Origin of the sequence: Pseudomonas sp. CAM1A, from assembly GCF_047501685.1 — a bacterium.
In the GTDB taxonomy this organism is placed as follows: Bacteria; Pseudomonadota; Gammaproteobacteria; order Pseudomonadales; family Pseudomonadaceae; genus Aquipseudomonas.
Genome location: NZ_JBFNXP010000002.1, coordinates 26,280 through 41,653 on the forward strand (window position 1 = coordinate 26,280; position 15,374 = coordinate 41,653).

The window sequence follows — 15,374 nt, forward strand, 5'->3', positions numbered from 1 at the left end:
CCTTGTCCGCTCAGATCATCGCGATCGACGCAATGGGCGGGGACTTCGGTCCCCGCAGCATTGTCCAGGCTAGCATTGCCTGCCTATCGGCTACCCCCTCGCTGCACCTGACCCTCGTCGGTCAACCCTCCCTCCTTGAAGATCTTGTCGGCGGCCTTGCGGCTGCGGATCGCGCGCGCCTGCAGATTGTCGCGGCCAGCGAAGTGATCGGCATGGACGAGCGGCCATCGCAAGCGTTGCGGGGCAAGCCGGACTCGTCGATGCGCATCGCCCTCGAACTGGTGCGTGATGGCAAGGCCCAGGCCTGCGTAAGTGCCGGCAATACCGGCGCGCTCATGGCCTTGTCGCGTTTCGTGCTCAAGACCTTGCCCGGCATCGATCGCCCGGCGATGGTAGCGGCGATCCCGACCCAGGCTGGCTACTGCCAGTTGCTTGACCTCGGCGCCAACGTCGACTGCAGCGCTGAAAACCTCTACCAGTTCGCCGTGATGGGCTCGGTGGCCGCCCAGGCCCTGGGCGTGCATCGGCCGCGGGTGGCGCTGCTCAACATCGGTACCGAGGACATCAAGGGCAACCAGCAGGTCAAGCTGGCCGCCAGCCTGTTGCAGAACGCCCGGGGGCTGAACTACATCGGCTTCGTCGAGGGTGACGGGCTGTATCGTGGCGAGGCGGACGTGGTGGTGTGCGACGGTTTCGTCGGCAATATCCTGCTCAAGTCCAGCGAGGGCCTGGCGACCATGATCGGTGCGCGTATCGAGGCGTTGTTCCGTGGCGGGCTGCTGGCGCGGGCGGCGGGGGCCATGGCCATGCCGTTGCTCAAGCGCCTGCAGGCAGACCTGGCGCCGGCGCGACACAATGGCGCGAGTTTCCTGGGGTTGCAGGGCATTGTCATCAAGAGCCATGGCTCGGCGGGTGTGCAGGGTTTGCAGAGCGCGATCCAGCGGGCGCTGATCGAGATCCAGGAGAACCTGCCGCAGCGTCTGCACGGGCGCCTCGAAGACCTGTTGCCCTGAGCGCCGTGGGAGCGGGCTTGCCCCGCGATGAGGCCATGACTGGAAAAACAAAGCCTTTGGGCAACTCGCCCATGAAGTGCTTAAATGTGACCGCTTGGTCCGCCGTTCCATCCAAGCTTTCAGATTGCGCGTCTGGCCCGCGGCCTGGCGCACCCTATCCGACGACAAGATCATAAGGGCTTGTTCAATGTCTGCATCCCTCGCATTCGTCTTTCCTGGTCAAGGTTCCCAGTCGCTGGGCATGCTCGCCGAACTCGGCGAAGAGCCGCTAGTCATCGAGACCTTCAAGGAGGCCTCCGAAGCTCTGGGCTACGACCTGTGGGATCTGGTCCAGAATGGGCCGGTAGAAAAGCTCAACGAAACCGACAAGACCCAGCCGGCGATCCTCACGGCTTCCATCGCCCTGTGGCGCCTGTGGGAGGCGAAAGGCGGCGCCAAGCCAGCTTATGTTTCCGGGCACAGCCTGGGTGAATACAGCGCCCTCGTCGCCGCTGGCAGCCTGTCGCTGAAAGATGCCGCGCGCCTGGTCGAGCGCCGTGGCCAGCTGATGCAGGAGGCCGTGCCGGCCGGGCAGGGGGCCATGGCCGCCATTCTCGGACTGGAAGATGCTCAAGTCATAGCGCTGTGTGCCGATGCGGCGCAAGGTGAGGTGGTCAGCGCAGTCAACTTCAATTCGCCAGGCCAGGTGGTGATCGCCGGTGCCAAAGCTGCTGTTGATCGTGCCATTGAGGCTTGCAAGGCTGCTGGTGCCAAGCGTGCCCTGCCATTGCCGGTCAGCGTGCCGTCGCACTGTGAGTTGATGCGCCCGGCCGCCGAGCGTTTCGCCGAGTCGGTCAATGCCATCGAATGGAAGGCCCCGCAGATCCCGGTGGTGCAGAACGTCACCGCCGCCATCGCCGCCGACCTCGACGGGCTCAAGCAGGACCTGCTGGCGCAGCTGTACCAGCCGGTACGCTGGGTAGAGTGCGTGCAGGCGCTGGCCGAGCGCGGTGCGGTGAACCTGGTCGAATGCGGCCCGGGCAAGGTCCTGGCTGGCTTGAACAAGCGTTGCGCCGACGGCGTGACCACCTACAATCTCAACACCCCAGACGCTGTCGCCGCCACCCGTGCGGCGCTGGCCTGAATTCGGAGAAGCTTGCATGAGCCTGCAAGGTAAAGTTGCACTGGTCACCGGCGCCAGCCGTGGTATCGGCCAGGCCATCGCCCTCGAGCTGGGTCGCCAGGGCGCGACCGTGATCGGTACCGCCACCACCGCTTCCGGTGCCGAGCGTATCGCCGCCACCCTGAAGGAGCACGGCATCAATGGCACCGGTCTTGAGCTGAACGTCACCAGCGCCGAATCCGTGGAAGCGGTGCTGGGCGCCATCGGCGAGCAGTTCGGCGCGCCGGCCATCCTGGTCAACAACGCTGGTATCACCCGCGACAACCTGATGCTGCGCATGAAGGACGATGAGTGGTTCGATGTGATCGACACCAACCTCAACAGCCTCTACCGTCTGTCCAAGGGCGTGCTGCGCGGCATGACCAAGGCCCGTTGGGGTCGTATCATCAGCATCGGTTCGGTGGTGGGTGCCATGGGCAACGCCGGCCAGGCCAACTATGCTGCCGCCAAGGCCGGCCTGGAAGGCTTCAGCCGTGCCCTGGCCCGTGAAGTGGGTTCGCGCGGCATTACCGTCAACTCGGTGACCCCGGGCTTCATCGACACCGACATGACCCGCGAGCTGCCAGAAGCGCAGCGCGAGGCCCTGCAGAAAGAGATTCCGCTGGGTCGCCTGGGCCAGGCCGAGGAAATCGCGAAAGTGGTTTCCTTCCTGGCTTCCGACGGCGCAGCCTATGTCACCGGCGCCACCGTGCCGGTGAACGGCGGGATGTACATGTAAAACCGCAACTCAATGTGACGGATTGCTTCAAAAAAGAGTCATACTCCGAGCCTAAAATCCGTTATAAAGCTGCAACCAGATTCCGGGCAGAGGGCCCGGTGACTTGGTGGAAGGCGCGTTACGCTTGAAAAGCAGGCGTCTTCCTATAAACTTGGTCACCGGCCAGCTGCCTGACATATGTCCATTAGGAGTGAAAACTAGGTATGAGCACCATCGAAGAACGCGTCAAGAAAATCGTCGCCGAGCAACTGGGCGTCAAGGCTGAGGAAGTCAAGAACGAATCTTCCTTCGTTGAAGACCTGGGTGCCGATTCGCTTGACACTGTTGAGCTGGTGATGGCTCTGGAAGAGGAATTCGAGACCGAAATCCCTGACGAAGAAGCCGAGAAGATCACTACCGTTCAAGCTGCCATCGACTACGTCAACGCCCACCAGGCCTAAGACGCTGTAGTCGACGCTTCTTGTCGGGAAAAACCGCACTGCCTTTGCCGGCGTGCGGTTTTTTCTTTGCGAGAGCCGGGGTTTGCTGCCATTCCATTCGCCATGGCAAGTGCACTGGCAAGAGACTCTGTTATTTGGAAATGAGGAGAGTACTGTGTCGCGTAGACGCGTCGTGGTCACTGGTATGGGTATGCTGTCGCCACTGGGTACCGATGTACCGAGCACCTGGCAGGGCATTCTGGCTGGCCGCAGTGGCATTGGTCCGATCGAGCATACGGATCTGTCTGCCTACTCCACCCGTTTTGGCGGCTCGGTGAAGGGCTTCGAGGTCGGGCAGTATCTTGATCAGAAAGAAGCCCGCAAGCTGGACCTGTTCATTCAGTACGGCCTGGCGGCCGGTTTCCAGGCGGTGCGCAACGCAGGCCTGGAAGTCACCGACGCCAACCGCGAGCGCATCGGCGTGGCCATGGGCTCGGGTATCGGTGGTCTGACCAACATCGAAGAAACCAGCAAGATCCTGCACGAGAAGGGGCCGCGTCGTATTTCGCCGTTCTTCGTGCCGGGTTCGATCATCAACATGATCTCGGGTTTCCTGTCGATTCACCTGGGTGCGCAGGGGCCGAATTACGCCATTGCCACCGCCTGCACTACTGGTACCCATTGCATCGGCATGGCTGCGCGCAACATTGCCTACGGCGAAGCCGACGTGATGATCGCCGGTGGCGCCGAGATGGCCGCCTGCGGCCTGGGCATGGGCGGCTTCGGTGCCTCCCGTGCGCTGTCCACCCGCAACGACGAGCCCACCCGTGCCAGCCGTCCCTGGGACAAGGGCCGTGACGGCTTCGTACTGTCCGATGGCGCCGGCGCCCTGGTACTCGAAGAGCTGGAGCATGCCAAGGCCCGCGGCGCGACCATCTACGCCGAGCTGGTCGGTTTCGGCATGAGCGGTGATGCCTACCACATGACCTCGCCGCCCGATTCCGGCGAAGGCGCCGCCCGCTGCATGGCCAACGCCCTGCGCGATGCCGGTATCCAGCCTGAGGACGTCAGCTACATCAACGCCCACGGCACCTCGACGCCGGCTGGCGACGTGGCTGAAGTGGCTGCGATCAAGCGGGTGTTCGGCGAGCATGCCTACAAGCTGGCAGTGAGTTCGACCAAGTCGATGACCGGCCACCTGCTCGGCGCCGCCGGTGCGGTGGAGGCGATCTTCAGCGTCCTGGCGATCAACAGCCAGATGGCGCCGCCGACCATCAACCTGGACGAACCGGACGAAGGCTGCGACCTGGACTTCGTGCCGCACCAGGCGCGTAGCATGCCGATCGACGTGGTGCTGTCCAACTCGTTCGGCTTCGGTGGTACCAACGGTTCGCTGGTGTTCCGCCGGTTCGCCGACTGATGCTCAGCTGGATCGATGGCCAGGACGCGGCTGCGGTCAACCTGCAGAACCGTGGCCTGGCCTACGGCGATGGCCTGTTCGAGACCATTGCCGTGCGCGGCGGCAGGCCCAGCCTGCTGGCCCTGCACCTCGACCGCCTGGCGCTGGGTTGCCAGCGCCTGGCGATCGAAGCCGACCTGACGCTGGTTCGCAATGAACTGTTGCAATTCGCCCGGCAACTGGGCGAAGGCGTCGCCAAGCTGATCCTGACCCGTGGCGACAGCCAGCGCGGCTATGCCCCGCTGGCCGGCGCGCAGGCGCTGCGTATCCTGCAAGGCGGCCCTTTGCCGGCCTACCCGGCGCAGCATGCCGAGGTCGGCGTGCGGCTGTTCCCCTGTGCGACGCGCCTTGCGGAACAACCGCTGCTGGCCGGGCTCAAACACCTCAACCGCCTCGAGCAGGTGCTGGCCCGCGCCGAATGGCAGGACAGCGCGTTTGCCGAAGGCTTGATGCGTGACGGCCAAGGGCGGGTGATCGAAGGGGTGTACAGCAACCTGTTCCTGGTGCGTGACGGCGTATTGTTCACCGCCGACCTGAGCCGTTGCGGCGTGGCCGGGGTGATGCGCGCGGCATTGCTGGAACAGGCTGCGCTGCTGGGTATCCCCACGCAGGTGTGCGACCTTCCACTCGAGGCGCTGCAGCAGGCTCATGAAGTATTCGTCTGCAACAGTGTCTACGGCATCTGGCCCGTGCGTGAATTCGCCGCGCTGAACTGGCCGGCAGGGCCGCTCACCCGTAAACTGCAGGCCGTTGCCCGTACGTTACTGGATACCTGATTCGTGAGACGCAAATTCCTGCTGCTGCTGGAAATGAGCTTGATCCTCGCCGGCCTGGCATTGGGCTGGGCCGCCTGGAAGGTCAACTCGGTCTTGGAGCAGCCGCTGCAAGTGGCACAGGAGCGCATGCTCGACGTGCCCAATGGCACCACGCCAAACCGCATGTTCTATCGGATGCAGGGCGAAGGCCTGCTTGATGACCCGCTGTGGCTGCGCCTGTACTGGCGGTTCAACATGGCCGGCACGGCGTTGCACACTGGTGAATACCGCCTGACGCCGGGCATGACCGTGGGGCAGCTGTTCGACGCCTGGAAGCGCGGCGACGTGGTGCAGTACAACCTCACCCTGGTCGAGGGCTGGACCTTCCGCCAGGTGCGCGCCGCGGTGGCCAAGCATGAAAAGCTCAAGCACACCCTGGAGGGGCTGTCCGATACCGAGGTGATGGACAAGCTTGGCCACACCGGCGTATTCCCCGAAGGGCGCTTCTTCCCCGATACCTACCGCTTCGTGCGCGGCATGAGCGATGTCGAGCTGTTGCAGCAGGCCTACATGCGCCTGGACGAAGTGCTGGCCAGGGAATGGGCCGAGCGCAGCACCGACCTGCCGTATCGCGACCCGTACCAGGCGCTGATCATGGCCTCGCTGGTGGAGAAGGAAACCGGTATCCCCCAAGAGCGCGGGCAGATCGCCGGTGTGTTCGTGCGGCGCATGCGCCTGGGCATGATGCTGCAGACCGACCCCACTGTGATCTACGGCATGGGCGAGCGCTACAACGGCAAGATCACCCGCGCCGACCTGCGTGAGCCGACGCCCTACAACACCTACACCATGACCGGCCTGCCGCCGACGCCGATTGCCATGGTCGGGCGCGAGGCCATTCATGCCGCTCTGAACCCAAGCGATGGTTCGAGCCTGTACTTCGTCGCCCGTGGCGACGGCAGCCATGTGTTCTCCGATGACCTGGACGATCACAACAGCGCGGTGCGCGAGTTCCAGATCAAGCGGCGGGCCGATTACCGTTCGAGCCCCGCGCCGAAGGCCGAACCGGCGACGCCCGAATTGCAGACGACGCCTGACGCGGCCCCTGCGCCCGCACCTGAAAGCGACGCGCCGGCCCCCACCGATGAATCCGCGCCGGCTGATACGTCGGTGCCAGAAGACCCTAAGGAACGCTCGTGAGCGGCTTGTTTATCACCCTGGAAGGCCCCGAAGGCGCGGGCAAGAGCACCAATCGTGAGTACCTGGCGGCGCGCCTGCGCGAGCAGGGCGTCGATGTGGTCATGACCCGCGAACCCGGCGGCACGCCGCTGGCCGAGCGCATCCGCGAACTGCTGCTGGCGCCGAGCGAGGAGCGCATGGCGGTCGACACCGAGTTGCTGCTGATGTTCGCCGCTCGCGCCCAGCACCTGGCCGAAGTGATCCGCCCGGCGCTGGCCCGTGGCGCCGTGGTGCTGTGCGATCGGTTCACCGATGCCACCTACGCCTACCAGGGCGGCGGCCGCGGACTTTCGGTAGAGCGTATCGCCATCCTGGAGAGCTTTGTGCAGGGCGAGCTGCGCCCGGACCTCACCCTGGTCTTCGACCTGCCCGTGGAGGTCGGCTTGGCCCGTGCTGCGGCCCGTGGCCGGCTGGATCGCTTCGAGCAGGAGGGCCAGGCCTTCTTCGAGGCGGTGCGCCAGGCCTACCTGCAGCGCGCAGGCCAGCAGCCACAGCGCTATCGCCTGCTGGACGCCGCGCAGCCCTTGAATGCGGTGCAACAGGCCATCGACGCCTTGGTGCCGGGCATCCTGGAGCGTTGCCGTGGCTGAGGCCTACCCCTGGCAGCAGGCGCTCTGGCAGCAACTGGCCGGGCGTGCCCGGCACGCCCACGCCTACCTGCTGCACGGCCCCCAGGGCATCGGCAAGCGTGCCCTGGCCGAACGCCTGATGGCGCGGCTGTTGTGCCAGCAGCCGCAGGGCCTGGATGCCTGCGGCCAGTGCAAGTCGTGCCTGTTGCTCAAGGCCGGCAGCCACCCGGACAACTTCGTGCTGGAGCCGGAGGAGGCCGACAAACCGATCAAGATCGACCAGGTACGCGAACTGGTGTCGTTCGTGGTGCAGACCGCCCAGCAGGGTGGACGCAAAGTGGTGCTGATCGAGCCGGTGGAGGCGATGAACATCAATGCCTCCAACGCCTTGCTCAAAAGCCTGGAGGAGCCTTCCGGCGACACCGTGCTGTTGCTGGTCAGCCACCAGCCCAGCCGCCTGCTGCCGACCATCAAGAGCCGCTGCCAGCAGGTCGCCTGCCCGCAGCCAAGCCTGGAGCAAAGCCGTGCCTGGCTGGCCGGCGCGCTGGAAGGCAGCGACGAACAGGAGCGCGAAGAGCTGCTGACCCTGGCCGCGGGTTCGCCGCTGATGGCGGTCAGCCTGCAAGCCCAGGGCGTGCGTGAGCAACGGGCGCTGGTTACCGAAGGGGTGAAGAAGCTGCTCAAGCAGCAGCAGTCGCCTACCCAGTTGGCCGAAGCCTGGAACACGGTGCCCCTGTTGCTGCTGTTCGATTGGTTCTGCGACTGGTCGCACCTGATCCTGCGTTATCAGTTGACCCAGGACGAAGAGGGTTTAGGCTTGCCCGACATGCGCAAGGTGTTGCAGTACCTGGCGCAGAAGAGCCGGCAGTCCAAGGTGCTCGAGGTCCAGGCGTGGATTCTTGAGCAGCGCCAGAAGGTACTGGGCAAGGCCAACCTCAATCGTGTACTGCTGCTCGAAGCGTTGCTTGCCCACTGGGCGCAGCTGCCGGGCATGCGTTGATTTCCACCGCTCCCTTTATGTGTGTCGTGTTCCCATGCTCGTAGATTCCCATTGCCACCTCGACCGTCTCGATCTCAGTGCCCACCAGGGTTCCCTCGACGCCGCCCTGCAGGCGGCCCGCGAGCGTGGGGTAGGGCATTTCCTGTGCATTGGCGTCAGTGCCGAGAATGCCGGTGCGGTCAAGGCGTTGAGCGAGCGTTACGCCGATGTCGATTGCTCGGTGGGCGTGCACCCGCTCGACCTGGCGCCCGGTGAGACGCCGGCCCTGGAGTGGCTGTTGCGTGAGTTGGCCCACCCGCACGTGGTGGCCATTGGCGAGACAGGCCTGGACTACCACTACGAGCCGGAAGCCGCCGAGTTCCAGCAGGCTTCGTTCCGCCTGCACCTTGAGGCTTCCCGGCAGACCGGCAAGCCGGTCATCGTGCACACCCGTGCGGCCCGCGAGGACACTCTGGCGCTGCTGCGCGAGGCCAGCCTGCCCCAGGCCGGTGTGCTGCATTGCTTCACCGAGGACTGGCCGATGGCCAAGGCCGCGCTGGACCTGGGTTATTACATCTCGTTGTCCGGCATCGTCACCTTCCGCAATGCCGATGCCCTGCGCGAGGTGGCCCGGCAGGTGCCGGTGGACCGCCTGCTGGTGGAGACCGACTCGCCGTACCTGGCACCGATCCCGCACCGCGGCAAGCCGAACCTGCCGCAGTACGTGCGGGAAGTGGCCGAGTACGTGGCGTCGTTGCGCGGTGTGAGCTATGAGCAACTGGCCGGGCAGACTACTGAGAACTTCAAGCGCTTGTTCCCGCTGGCGCGGGTGGCCTGAGGATTGCGCCCCCCAAAGCTTGCGGCCCGGACAAAAAAAACCCGGGTTCTGGGGGGGGGAATCCGGGTTAAGACCATTAGGAGTAAAACAAAGGTACACGGTCCCTGGGCACCTTTATCGGCGCGTCACTTGGGGGGGATGTGCCGCGCCAACACTTCAAGTATTGGCCAGGATTGGCGCGCTGCCAGCGGCTGTTGATCGTTTTTTAAACAGATTTGGAATACGTGCGCAGCCCCTTGCGCGATCAATGCATTGCCAATTGGCGAACCTGGCGCAGTACTTCGTCGATCAGGCGCTGGTCGGTATAGAAATGTGGGGAAAACCGCACGCCCGGACCGCGTAGGGCGCAAATGACCCCCTTGCTGCCCAAGGTTCGATAAATGTCGGCGTTGGCGTGGCCATCGATGCTGAAGCTGACGATCGCTGCCCGCCGTGAAGAATCAGCAGGGCTGTGCATCTGCACGCCGGGGATCGCCAGTAAACCTTGATGCAGTTGCTCGACCCGCAGCTGCAACTGTTCGGCGACCACCGCCATGCCCACCTCTTCCAGCAGCGACAGGCTCGCCTCCAGCGCGCAGGCCCCGAGCATGTTCGGGCTGCCGCATTCGAAGCGCCGCGCGCTGCGTGCCGGTTGCCACTCGCGGCGCTCGAAGTCGCCGAGGTGTTCCAGCATGTGCCAGCCGTAGGCGTGCAGTTTCAACTGCCTGCGCAGTTCGCTACGGCAATAGAACACGCCCAGCCCCTCTGGACCGAGCATCCATTTGTGGCCGTCGGCCATGGCGAAGTCGCACTGATAATGCTGTACATCGAAGGGCAGGGCGCCCACCTGTTGGATCGCGTCGATGCACAACAGCACGCCGCGCTGGCGGCAGGCGACGCCGAGGCGCGCCAGGTCCAGGCGCAGGCCGCTGGCGAACTGCACGGCGCTGACCGAGAGCAGCCGCGCCCGTGGGCCGCAGGCGGCGAGCAACGCCGCTTCCGGGTCGGCGCCGGCCAGACTCGCCTCGACCACTTCGACCCCGCGGTCGCTCAGCGCCTGCCAGACCACGCGGTTGGAGGGGAACTCCTCGTCGCTGATGACGACCTGGTCGCCGGGCTGCCAGTCCAGGCCGAAGGCCACCAGCGACAGCGCCTGGGAGGTGTTGCCCACCAGGGCAATATCGCCGGTGGTGGGCGCGTTGAGCAGGCGTGCCAGGCGTTCGCGCAAGCGTCGCTCGGTGGCCAGCCAGGCCGGATAAGCGCTGGCACCCAGGCGTACATTGTCACGGGCGAAGCTTGCCACGGCCTCGGCGGCCCGGCGTGGCCAGGGGCCGATTGCCGCGTGGTTCAGGTAGCACAGGCCCGGCGCCTGCTCGAACTCATCAAGAAACACAGACATGGTTGGAAGATCCGTGCATTTTGCCGCCAGTTAGGCATAATAATCCGCTTCGATTGTCATCCCAGTCCTTCTTATGCAGAAAGAACCTCGCAAGGTCCGTGAGTTTCGCCGTCGCGAACAAGAGATCCTCGACACGGCGCTCAAGCTGTTTCTCGAACAAGGTGAAGACAGTGTCACCGTCGAGATGATCGCCGACGCCGTGGGCATCGGCAAAGGCACGATCTACAAGCACTTCAAGTCCAAGGCGGAGATCTACCTGCGCCTGATGCTCGACTACGAGCGCGACCTGAACGCGCTGCTGCACTCGGCTGACGTCGACCGCGACAAGGAAGCCCTGTCGCGCGCCTACTTCGAGTTCCGCATGCGTGACCCGCAGCGTTACCGGCTGTTCGACCGCCTGGAAGAAAAGGTGGTCAAGGGCAACCAGGTGCCGGAAATGGTCGAGCAGTTGCACAGCATCCGTGCCTCCAACTTCGACCGCCTCACGCAATTGATCAAGGGGCGCATCAGCGAGGGCAAGCTCGAGGACGTGCCGCCTTACTTCCATTATTGCGCGGCCTGGGCCCTGGTCCATGGCGCCGTGGCGCTGTATCACTCGCCGTTCTGGAGCAATGTGCTCGAGGACCAGGAGGGCTTCTTCCAGTTCCTCATGGACATCGGCGTGCGCATGGGCAACAAGCGCAAGCGCGATCCGGAAGGCGCGAACTAAAGCCATTCTCGTGATGCCTGTCGACCTTCGCCAGGCATCCTCGCTTTAGGCTTCGACAGGAAGGCTTGCAAAAACCTGATTTTTGAGTCAGGTTTTGCCGGCCCGATTCATCCATGCCGGAGTCATCCATGATCGTCGATCGTCAAGGCAGGCGCTTTCGCAACCTGCGTGTCAGCCTGACTGCTGCCTGCAACTATGCCTGCACCTACTGCGTGCCTGACGGCAAGCGCCTGGTGGCGGCGCAGGACGAGCTCACGGCGGATGCCCTGGCACGCGGCGTGGCGTACCTGGTCGAGGCGGCCGGGGTGGAGCGGTTGCGTATCACCGGCGGCGAGCCGCTGGTCAGCCCACGCCTGGAGGCCTTCCTCGGCGCAGTGGCAGGCCTGGGGCTCGAGGACATCAGCCTGACCACCAACGGCCAGTTGCTCGCCCGCAAGCTCCCGCTGCTGCGCGACGCAGGTATCCGCCGGCTCAACGTCTCGCTCGACACCCTCGATGCCACGGCCTTTCGCCGTATCGCCCGCGGCGGCGACCTGGCCAGCGTGCTGGCGGGCATGGCCCAGGCCAGTGACGCGGGGATGGCGATCAAGGTCAACATGGTGCCGATGCGCGGGCAGAATCTCGACCAGGTGCTGCCGTTGCTCGACTACTGCCTCGAGCGCGGCTACGAGCTGCGTTTCATCGAGCTGATGCGCATGGGCCACCTGGCGCGTGATGGCAACGCCTTCCAGCAGCAGTTCGTAGGCCTGGAGCAACTGCTGGCGCTGATCGGTCAGTCCCATGCCTATGAACAGGCGCCACGCCCGCTGGATGCCACGGCCTTGCGCTATCGCATTCCCGGCAAAGGTCATTTCGGGGTGATCGCCAACGAGAGCGTGCCATTCTGCCGCAGTTGCTCGCGCCTGCGCCTGTCGTCCACCGGCTGGCTGCATGGTTGCCTGTCGTCGAGTAACCGTCATTTTGTCGGTGACCTGCTCGACAAGCCCCGCCATCAAGCGCTTCCGGCATTGCAGCGGCTACTGGTGAAGGCCCTGGCGGACAAGCAGGATGTGGCGTTTTCCGGTGATGTGATGGTGATGAAAGTGATCGGCGGCTGACTCTGGCGCAAAAGCTGCATCCTGCGGCTATTCGCCGGTTTTTCGTCACCGGTTTCTGGAGGAAAGATGCGTAGCCTGGTCTTGCTGCTGGCGCTGATGGCGTTGGGCGGCTGCATGAATGTCAGCGATATGGGCGAGGGCGTCCGTTACCACATGAGTGATGCGGGCCTGTTGGATCACAGCGACACCACCCGCACCCTGTCGATCCGCTTGCAGCCGGACTCGTTCATCTTCATCGGCCAGGGCGCCTTCGTGCCACCGGGCAAGGGGCCGGTGCCACGGCAGAACGCCGTGGCCGAGGAGACTTTCAAGAGTTTCGTCGAGTACTTCCCGCTGGTGCGCCGTGCCCAAGGCCCCCTGGGGCTGGAGGACGCGATCGCCGAAGCCCGCTCGGTCGGCGCCGACTATGTGCTGTACACCCGTTTCGCCCGCACCGACGACCGTATCGGCAACGGTGACGAATGGTACGACGAGCAGGCCGTCGACCGCCTCGGCTGGGACCGTGGCGTGGTCCAGATGATGTTGATCGAGACCAGCACCCGTTATCTGATCGACACGGCGCGGATCAAGAGTCGCGGCGGTTTGTTGACGTTCCACGACAACACGCCACAGGATTTGCTTGCCGCGCCAATGCGCGAGTACGCTCGTAGCCTCCTGGGCATGAGCAACTGAGCGAGCAAGTCATGAGCGATTCCGGCAAGGCCAGCGATCTGCTGGCGCAGATCCCCGCGCACAAGGGGCTGCCCCCGGTGCACCTGTGGAACCCGGATTTCTGCGGCGACATCGACATGCGCATCGCGCGTGACGGCACCTGGTACTACCTGGGCACGCCGATTGGCCGCAAGCCGATGGTGCGGCTGTTCTCCACCATCATTCGCCGCGATGGCGACGACTACTTCCTGGTCACGCCGGTGGAGAAGGTCGGTATCACGGTGGATGACGCGCCGTTCGTGGCTGTGCTGCTCGACGTGCAGGGCAGTGGTGAGCAGCAGGTCTTGCGCTTCACCAGCAACGTCGAGGACCAGGTCGAGGCCGGGCCGGAGCATCCGCTGCGGGTCGAGCTCGATCCGGTCACCCAGGAGCCTTCGCCCTATGTGCTGATGCGCGGCAATCTCGAGGCGCTGATCCATCGCAACGTGTTCTACCAGCTGGTGGAACTGGCGGTGCCGCGCGAGATCGACGGGGAGGAGTGGCTTGGGGTTTGGAGCCGGGGCACGTTCTATCCGATTGGGCGTGCTGCCTGACGCTGGCGTTGTCGGGCCGCCCAGCTCCATCGACTCGTGTTCTTGCTCTTGACCGGTCGGACCCTATACTCCAAGTCCCCAAGAACAACAGCAAGGAGCCCGGGCCATGTCACTGGAAAAGCAAGGCAGTTGCCTCTGCGGCAAAACCCGACTGAGTGTCACGCTCGAGAATAATCATGTCAGCGCTTGCCATTGCAGCATGTGCCGCAAATGGACCGGCGGCCCGCTGCTGGCAGTGCAATGCGCCAAGCCCCCAGCCATCGAAGGCCCGGCCCCCATCGCCTATGACTCCTCTGCCTGGGCCCAGCGCGGCTTCTGCGGCCAGTGCGGCACGCATCTGTTCTACCGCCTGAAAGAGAGCGACATGTACGTCGTACCCGTCGGCCTGCTTGATGGCGAGGGTGACTGGAGCTTCACCGAGCAGATATTCGTCGACGAACAACCTGCCTGGTATTGCTTCAAGAACGAGACCAGCAACCTCACCGGTCAACAGGTCTTCGACCAGTTCGCCCCCACCTGACACGGCTCGTCTTGCCAAACCTGCGCATTCCTGAGAAAACGGCGGCCACGAAAAACCGCTTCGAGGAACCTGCCATGAGCAGTGAGCTGCAAGTCATCGATCTACAGGAAGGCGACGGCAAGGCCGTGGTCAAGGGTGCGCTGATCACCACCCAGTACCGCGGCACCCTGGCCGATGGCAGCGAATTCGATTCGTCCTGGGCACGTGGCAAGCCGTTCCAGTGCGTCATCGGCACCGGCCGGGTGATCAAGGGCTGGGACCAGGGCCTGATGGGCATGCGCGTGGGTGGCAAGCGCAAGCTGCAGGTACCGGCGCACCTGGGTTATGGCGAACGCTCGGTCGGTGCGATTCCGCCCAATTCGGACCTTACGTTCGAGATCGAATTGCTGGAAGTGCTGACCCGCGACGATTGAACCGCGCGCAATAATTCAGCAACACCGATGCGCTAAGGTGCTGATTGTCCAAGGAAGGTATGTGCAGTCATGGAGGAACCAAACGGGCCGCAGGCACTCTGAGCCTCACTCGCTGCCAAGGATGGCAATCACGACAGGGACATGTGGCGGGGCAACCCGATATCCAGTGCCACATAGAGTCCGCCCTGTATGAAGCTGCCAGCCTTCCTTCGCCGTCGCCGCCACCTGCTGTTGGGCCTGACGCTCGCCGTCGCCGCCGTGCCGCTGGCCCTGGATGTGGTCGAGAGCCGGGCGCAGCCGGTCGACGGGACCCAGACATTGGTGTTCCTGCGCCACGCCGAGAAGCCCGGCGAGGGCCTCGGGCAGTTGAACTGCCAGGGCCTGAACCGCGCCCTGGACCTGGCCACCCTGTTGCCCGAGCGTTTCGGTGATGCCGACTATGTCTTCGCCGCCAACCCTTCACGAGGTGTCGAGGAGGGCAGCCAGGACGAGCGCTACAGTTACATCCGCCCGCTGATGACCATCAGCCCCGCGGCCATCCGCCTCGGTTTGCCGGTCAATATCGACTACGGCGCCAACGACACAGCCGCGCTGGCCGACGAACTGCTCAGTGACAAGTATCGCAATGCGACGGTCTACACGGCCTGGTCCCGGGGGTATCTGCCTGAGCTGATCAACACCGTGGCCGGCAAGGCCCTGGGCGAAGACCGGGTGCTCACCGAGGACTGGCATCGCGACGATTTCGACTCCCTGTACGTGCTCACCCTGACCTGGCGCGATGGCAAGGCGACCCTGCTCAGCCGTAACGTGCGCCAGGGTCTGGATCACGGCGAACCTGGCTGCCCGACCTGACCTGCTGTTA

The 15,374-nt window shown here is 64.4% G+C and carries 18 protein-coding genes; 17 read left to right on the forward strand and 1 reads right to left on the reverse strand.

Features of this window, described 5'->3' with window-relative positions; translation table 11 throughout:
• Positions 1 to 2 precede the first annotated feature (2 nt).
• The 10 genes from plsX (at position 3) to ABZO33_RS03835 (ending at position 9,151) form a co-directional block, all read left to right on the forward strand.
• Positions 3 to 1,013: a phosphate acyltransferase PlsX gene (gene plsX, locus ABZO33_RS03790; RefSeq protein WP_082120461.1), complete on the forward strand. Its 1,011-nt coding sequence runs from the start codon at positions 3 to 5 to the stop codon at positions 1,011 to 1,013.
• Between the two features lie 187 nt (positions 1,014 to 1,200).
• Positions 1,201 to 2,136, forward strand: a complete 936-nt coding sequence (gene fabD, locus ABZO33_RS03795) for an ACP S-malonyltransferase (protein WP_414534910.1) — start codon at positions 1,201 to 1,203, stop codon at positions 2,134 to 2,136.
• 16 nt (positions 2,137 to 2,152) lie between these two features.
• Positions 2,153 to 2,893 carry a 3-oxoacyl-ACP reductase FabG gene (gene fabG, locus ABZO33_RS03800; RefSeq protein WP_203647546.1) on the forward strand — a complete coding sequence of 247 codons (741 nt, stop codon included), beginning with the start codon at positions 2,153 to 2,155 and terminating at the stop codon, positions 2,891 to 2,893.
• Between the two features lie 203 nt (positions 2,894 to 3,096).
• Positions 3,097 to 3,333, forward strand: a complete 237-nt coding sequence (gene acpP, locus ABZO33_RS03805; RefSeq protein WP_046856533.1) for an acyl carrier protein — start codon at positions 3,097 to 3,099, stop codon at positions 3,331 to 3,333.
• Positions 3,334 to 3,487: 154 nt separating this feature from the next.
• On the forward strand, positions 3,488 to 4,732 hold the full coding sequence (gene fabF, locus ABZO33_RS03810; protein WP_414534911.1) for a beta-ketoacyl-ACP synthase II: 1,245 nt from the start codon (positions 3,488 to 3,490) through the stop codon (positions 4,730 to 4,732).
• The gene (pabC, locus tag ABZO33_RS03815; protein ID WP_414534912.1) at positions 4,732 to 5,547 is read left to right on the forward strand and encodes an aminodeoxychorismate lyase; all 816 of its coding nucleotides are present in this window, start codon (positions 4,732 to 4,734) and stop codon (positions 5,545 to 5,547) included. Before fabF ends, pabC begins: the two co-directional genes overlap by 1 nt.
• A 3-nt stretch (positions 5,548 to 5,550) precedes the next feature.
• Entirely contained in the window at positions 5,551 to 6,726 is a 1,176-nt protein-coding gene (gene mltG, locus ABZO33_RS03820) for an endolytic transglycosylase MltG (RefSeq protein WP_414534913.1), read from the forward strand.
• Positions 6,723 to 7,355: a dTMP kinase gene (tmk, locus tag ABZO33_RS03825; RefSeq protein WP_414534914.1), complete on the forward strand. Its 633-nt coding sequence runs from the start codon at positions 6,723 to 6,725 to the stop codon at positions 7,353 to 7,355. The genes mltG and tmk overlap by 4 nt, the downstream gene beginning before the upstream one ends.
• Entirely contained in the window at positions 7,348 to 8,334 is a 987-nt protein-coding gene (locus ABZO33_RS03830; protein ID WP_414534915.1) for a DNA polymerase III subunit delta', read from the forward strand. The genes tmk and ABZO33_RS03830 overlap by 8 nt, the downstream gene beginning before the upstream one ends.
• A 34-nt stretch (positions 8,335 to 8,368) precedes the next feature.
• The gene (locus ABZO33_RS03835) at positions 8,369 to 9,151 is read left to right on the forward strand and encodes a TatD family hydrolase (protein ID WP_414534916.1); all 783 of its coding nucleotides are present in this window, start codon (positions 8,369 to 8,371) and stop codon (positions 9,149 to 9,151) included.
• Between the two features lie 244 nt (positions 9,152 to 9,395).
• Here the strand turns inward: ABZO33_RS03835 and ABZO33_RS03840 are convergent, their stop codons facing one another.
• Positions 9,396 to 10,529, reverse strand: coding sequence for an aminotransferase class V-fold PLP-dependent enzyme (locus ABZO33_RS03840; protein WP_414534917.1), 1,134 nt, complete (start codon positions 10,527 to 10,529; stop codon positions 9,396 to 9,398).
• A gap of 73 nt (positions 10,530 to 10,602) precedes the next feature.
• On the opposite strand from ABZO33_RS03840, the gene ABZO33_RS03845 reads away from it, so the two are divergent.
• From ABZO33_RS03845 to ABZO33_RS03875, 7 genes are all read left to right on the forward strand, one after another.
• A complete protein-coding gene (locus tag ABZO33_RS03845) occupies positions 10,603 to 11,238 on the forward strand; it encodes a TetR/AcrR family transcriptional regulator (RefSeq protein ID WP_023630645.1) in 636 nt (211 codons plus the stop codon).
• Positions 11,239 to 11,366: 128 nt separating this feature from the next.
• On the forward strand, positions 11,367 to 12,335 hold the full coding sequence (locus ABZO33_RS03850; protein WP_414534918.1) for a GTP 3',8-cyclase MoaA: 969 nt from the start codon (positions 11,367 to 11,369) through the stop codon (positions 12,333 to 12,335).
• A gap of 66 nt (positions 12,336 to 12,401) precedes the next feature.
• On the forward strand, positions 12,402 to 13,007 hold the full coding sequence (locus ABZO33_RS03855) for a DUF4823 domain-containing protein (RefSeq protein ID WP_414534919.1): 606 nt from the start codon (positions 12,402 to 12,404) through the stop codon (positions 13,005 to 13,007).
• 11 nt (positions 13,008 to 13,018) lie between these two features.
• Positions 13,019 to 13,579 carry a DUF1285 domain-containing protein gene (locus ABZO33_RS03860; RefSeq protein WP_414534920.1) on the forward strand — a complete coding sequence of 187 codons (561 nt, stop codon included), beginning with the start codon at positions 13,019 to 13,021 and terminating at the stop codon, positions 13,577 to 13,579.
• A gap of 106 nt (positions 13,580 to 13,685) precedes the next feature.
• Positions 13,686 to 14,099 (forward strand): GFA family protein, encoded by a 414-nt coding sequence (locus ABZO33_RS03865; RefSeq protein WP_414534921.1) that lies wholly within the window; start codon positions 13,686 to 13,688, stop codon positions 14,097 to 14,099.
• A gap of 74 nt (positions 14,100 to 14,173) precedes the next feature.
• On the forward strand, positions 14,174 to 14,512 hold the full coding sequence (locus ABZO33_RS03870) for an FKBP-type peptidyl-prolyl cis-trans isomerase (protein WP_023629100.1): 339 nt from the start codon (positions 14,174 to 14,176) through the stop codon (positions 14,510 to 14,512).
• A gap of 189 nt (positions 14,513 to 14,701) precedes the next feature.
• Entirely contained in the window at positions 14,702 to 15,364 is a 663-nt protein-coding gene (locus tag ABZO33_RS03875; RefSeq protein ID WP_414534922.1) for a histidine phosphatase family protein, read from the forward strand.
• The last annotated feature ends 10 nt before the right edge of the window (positions 15,365 to 15,374 follow it).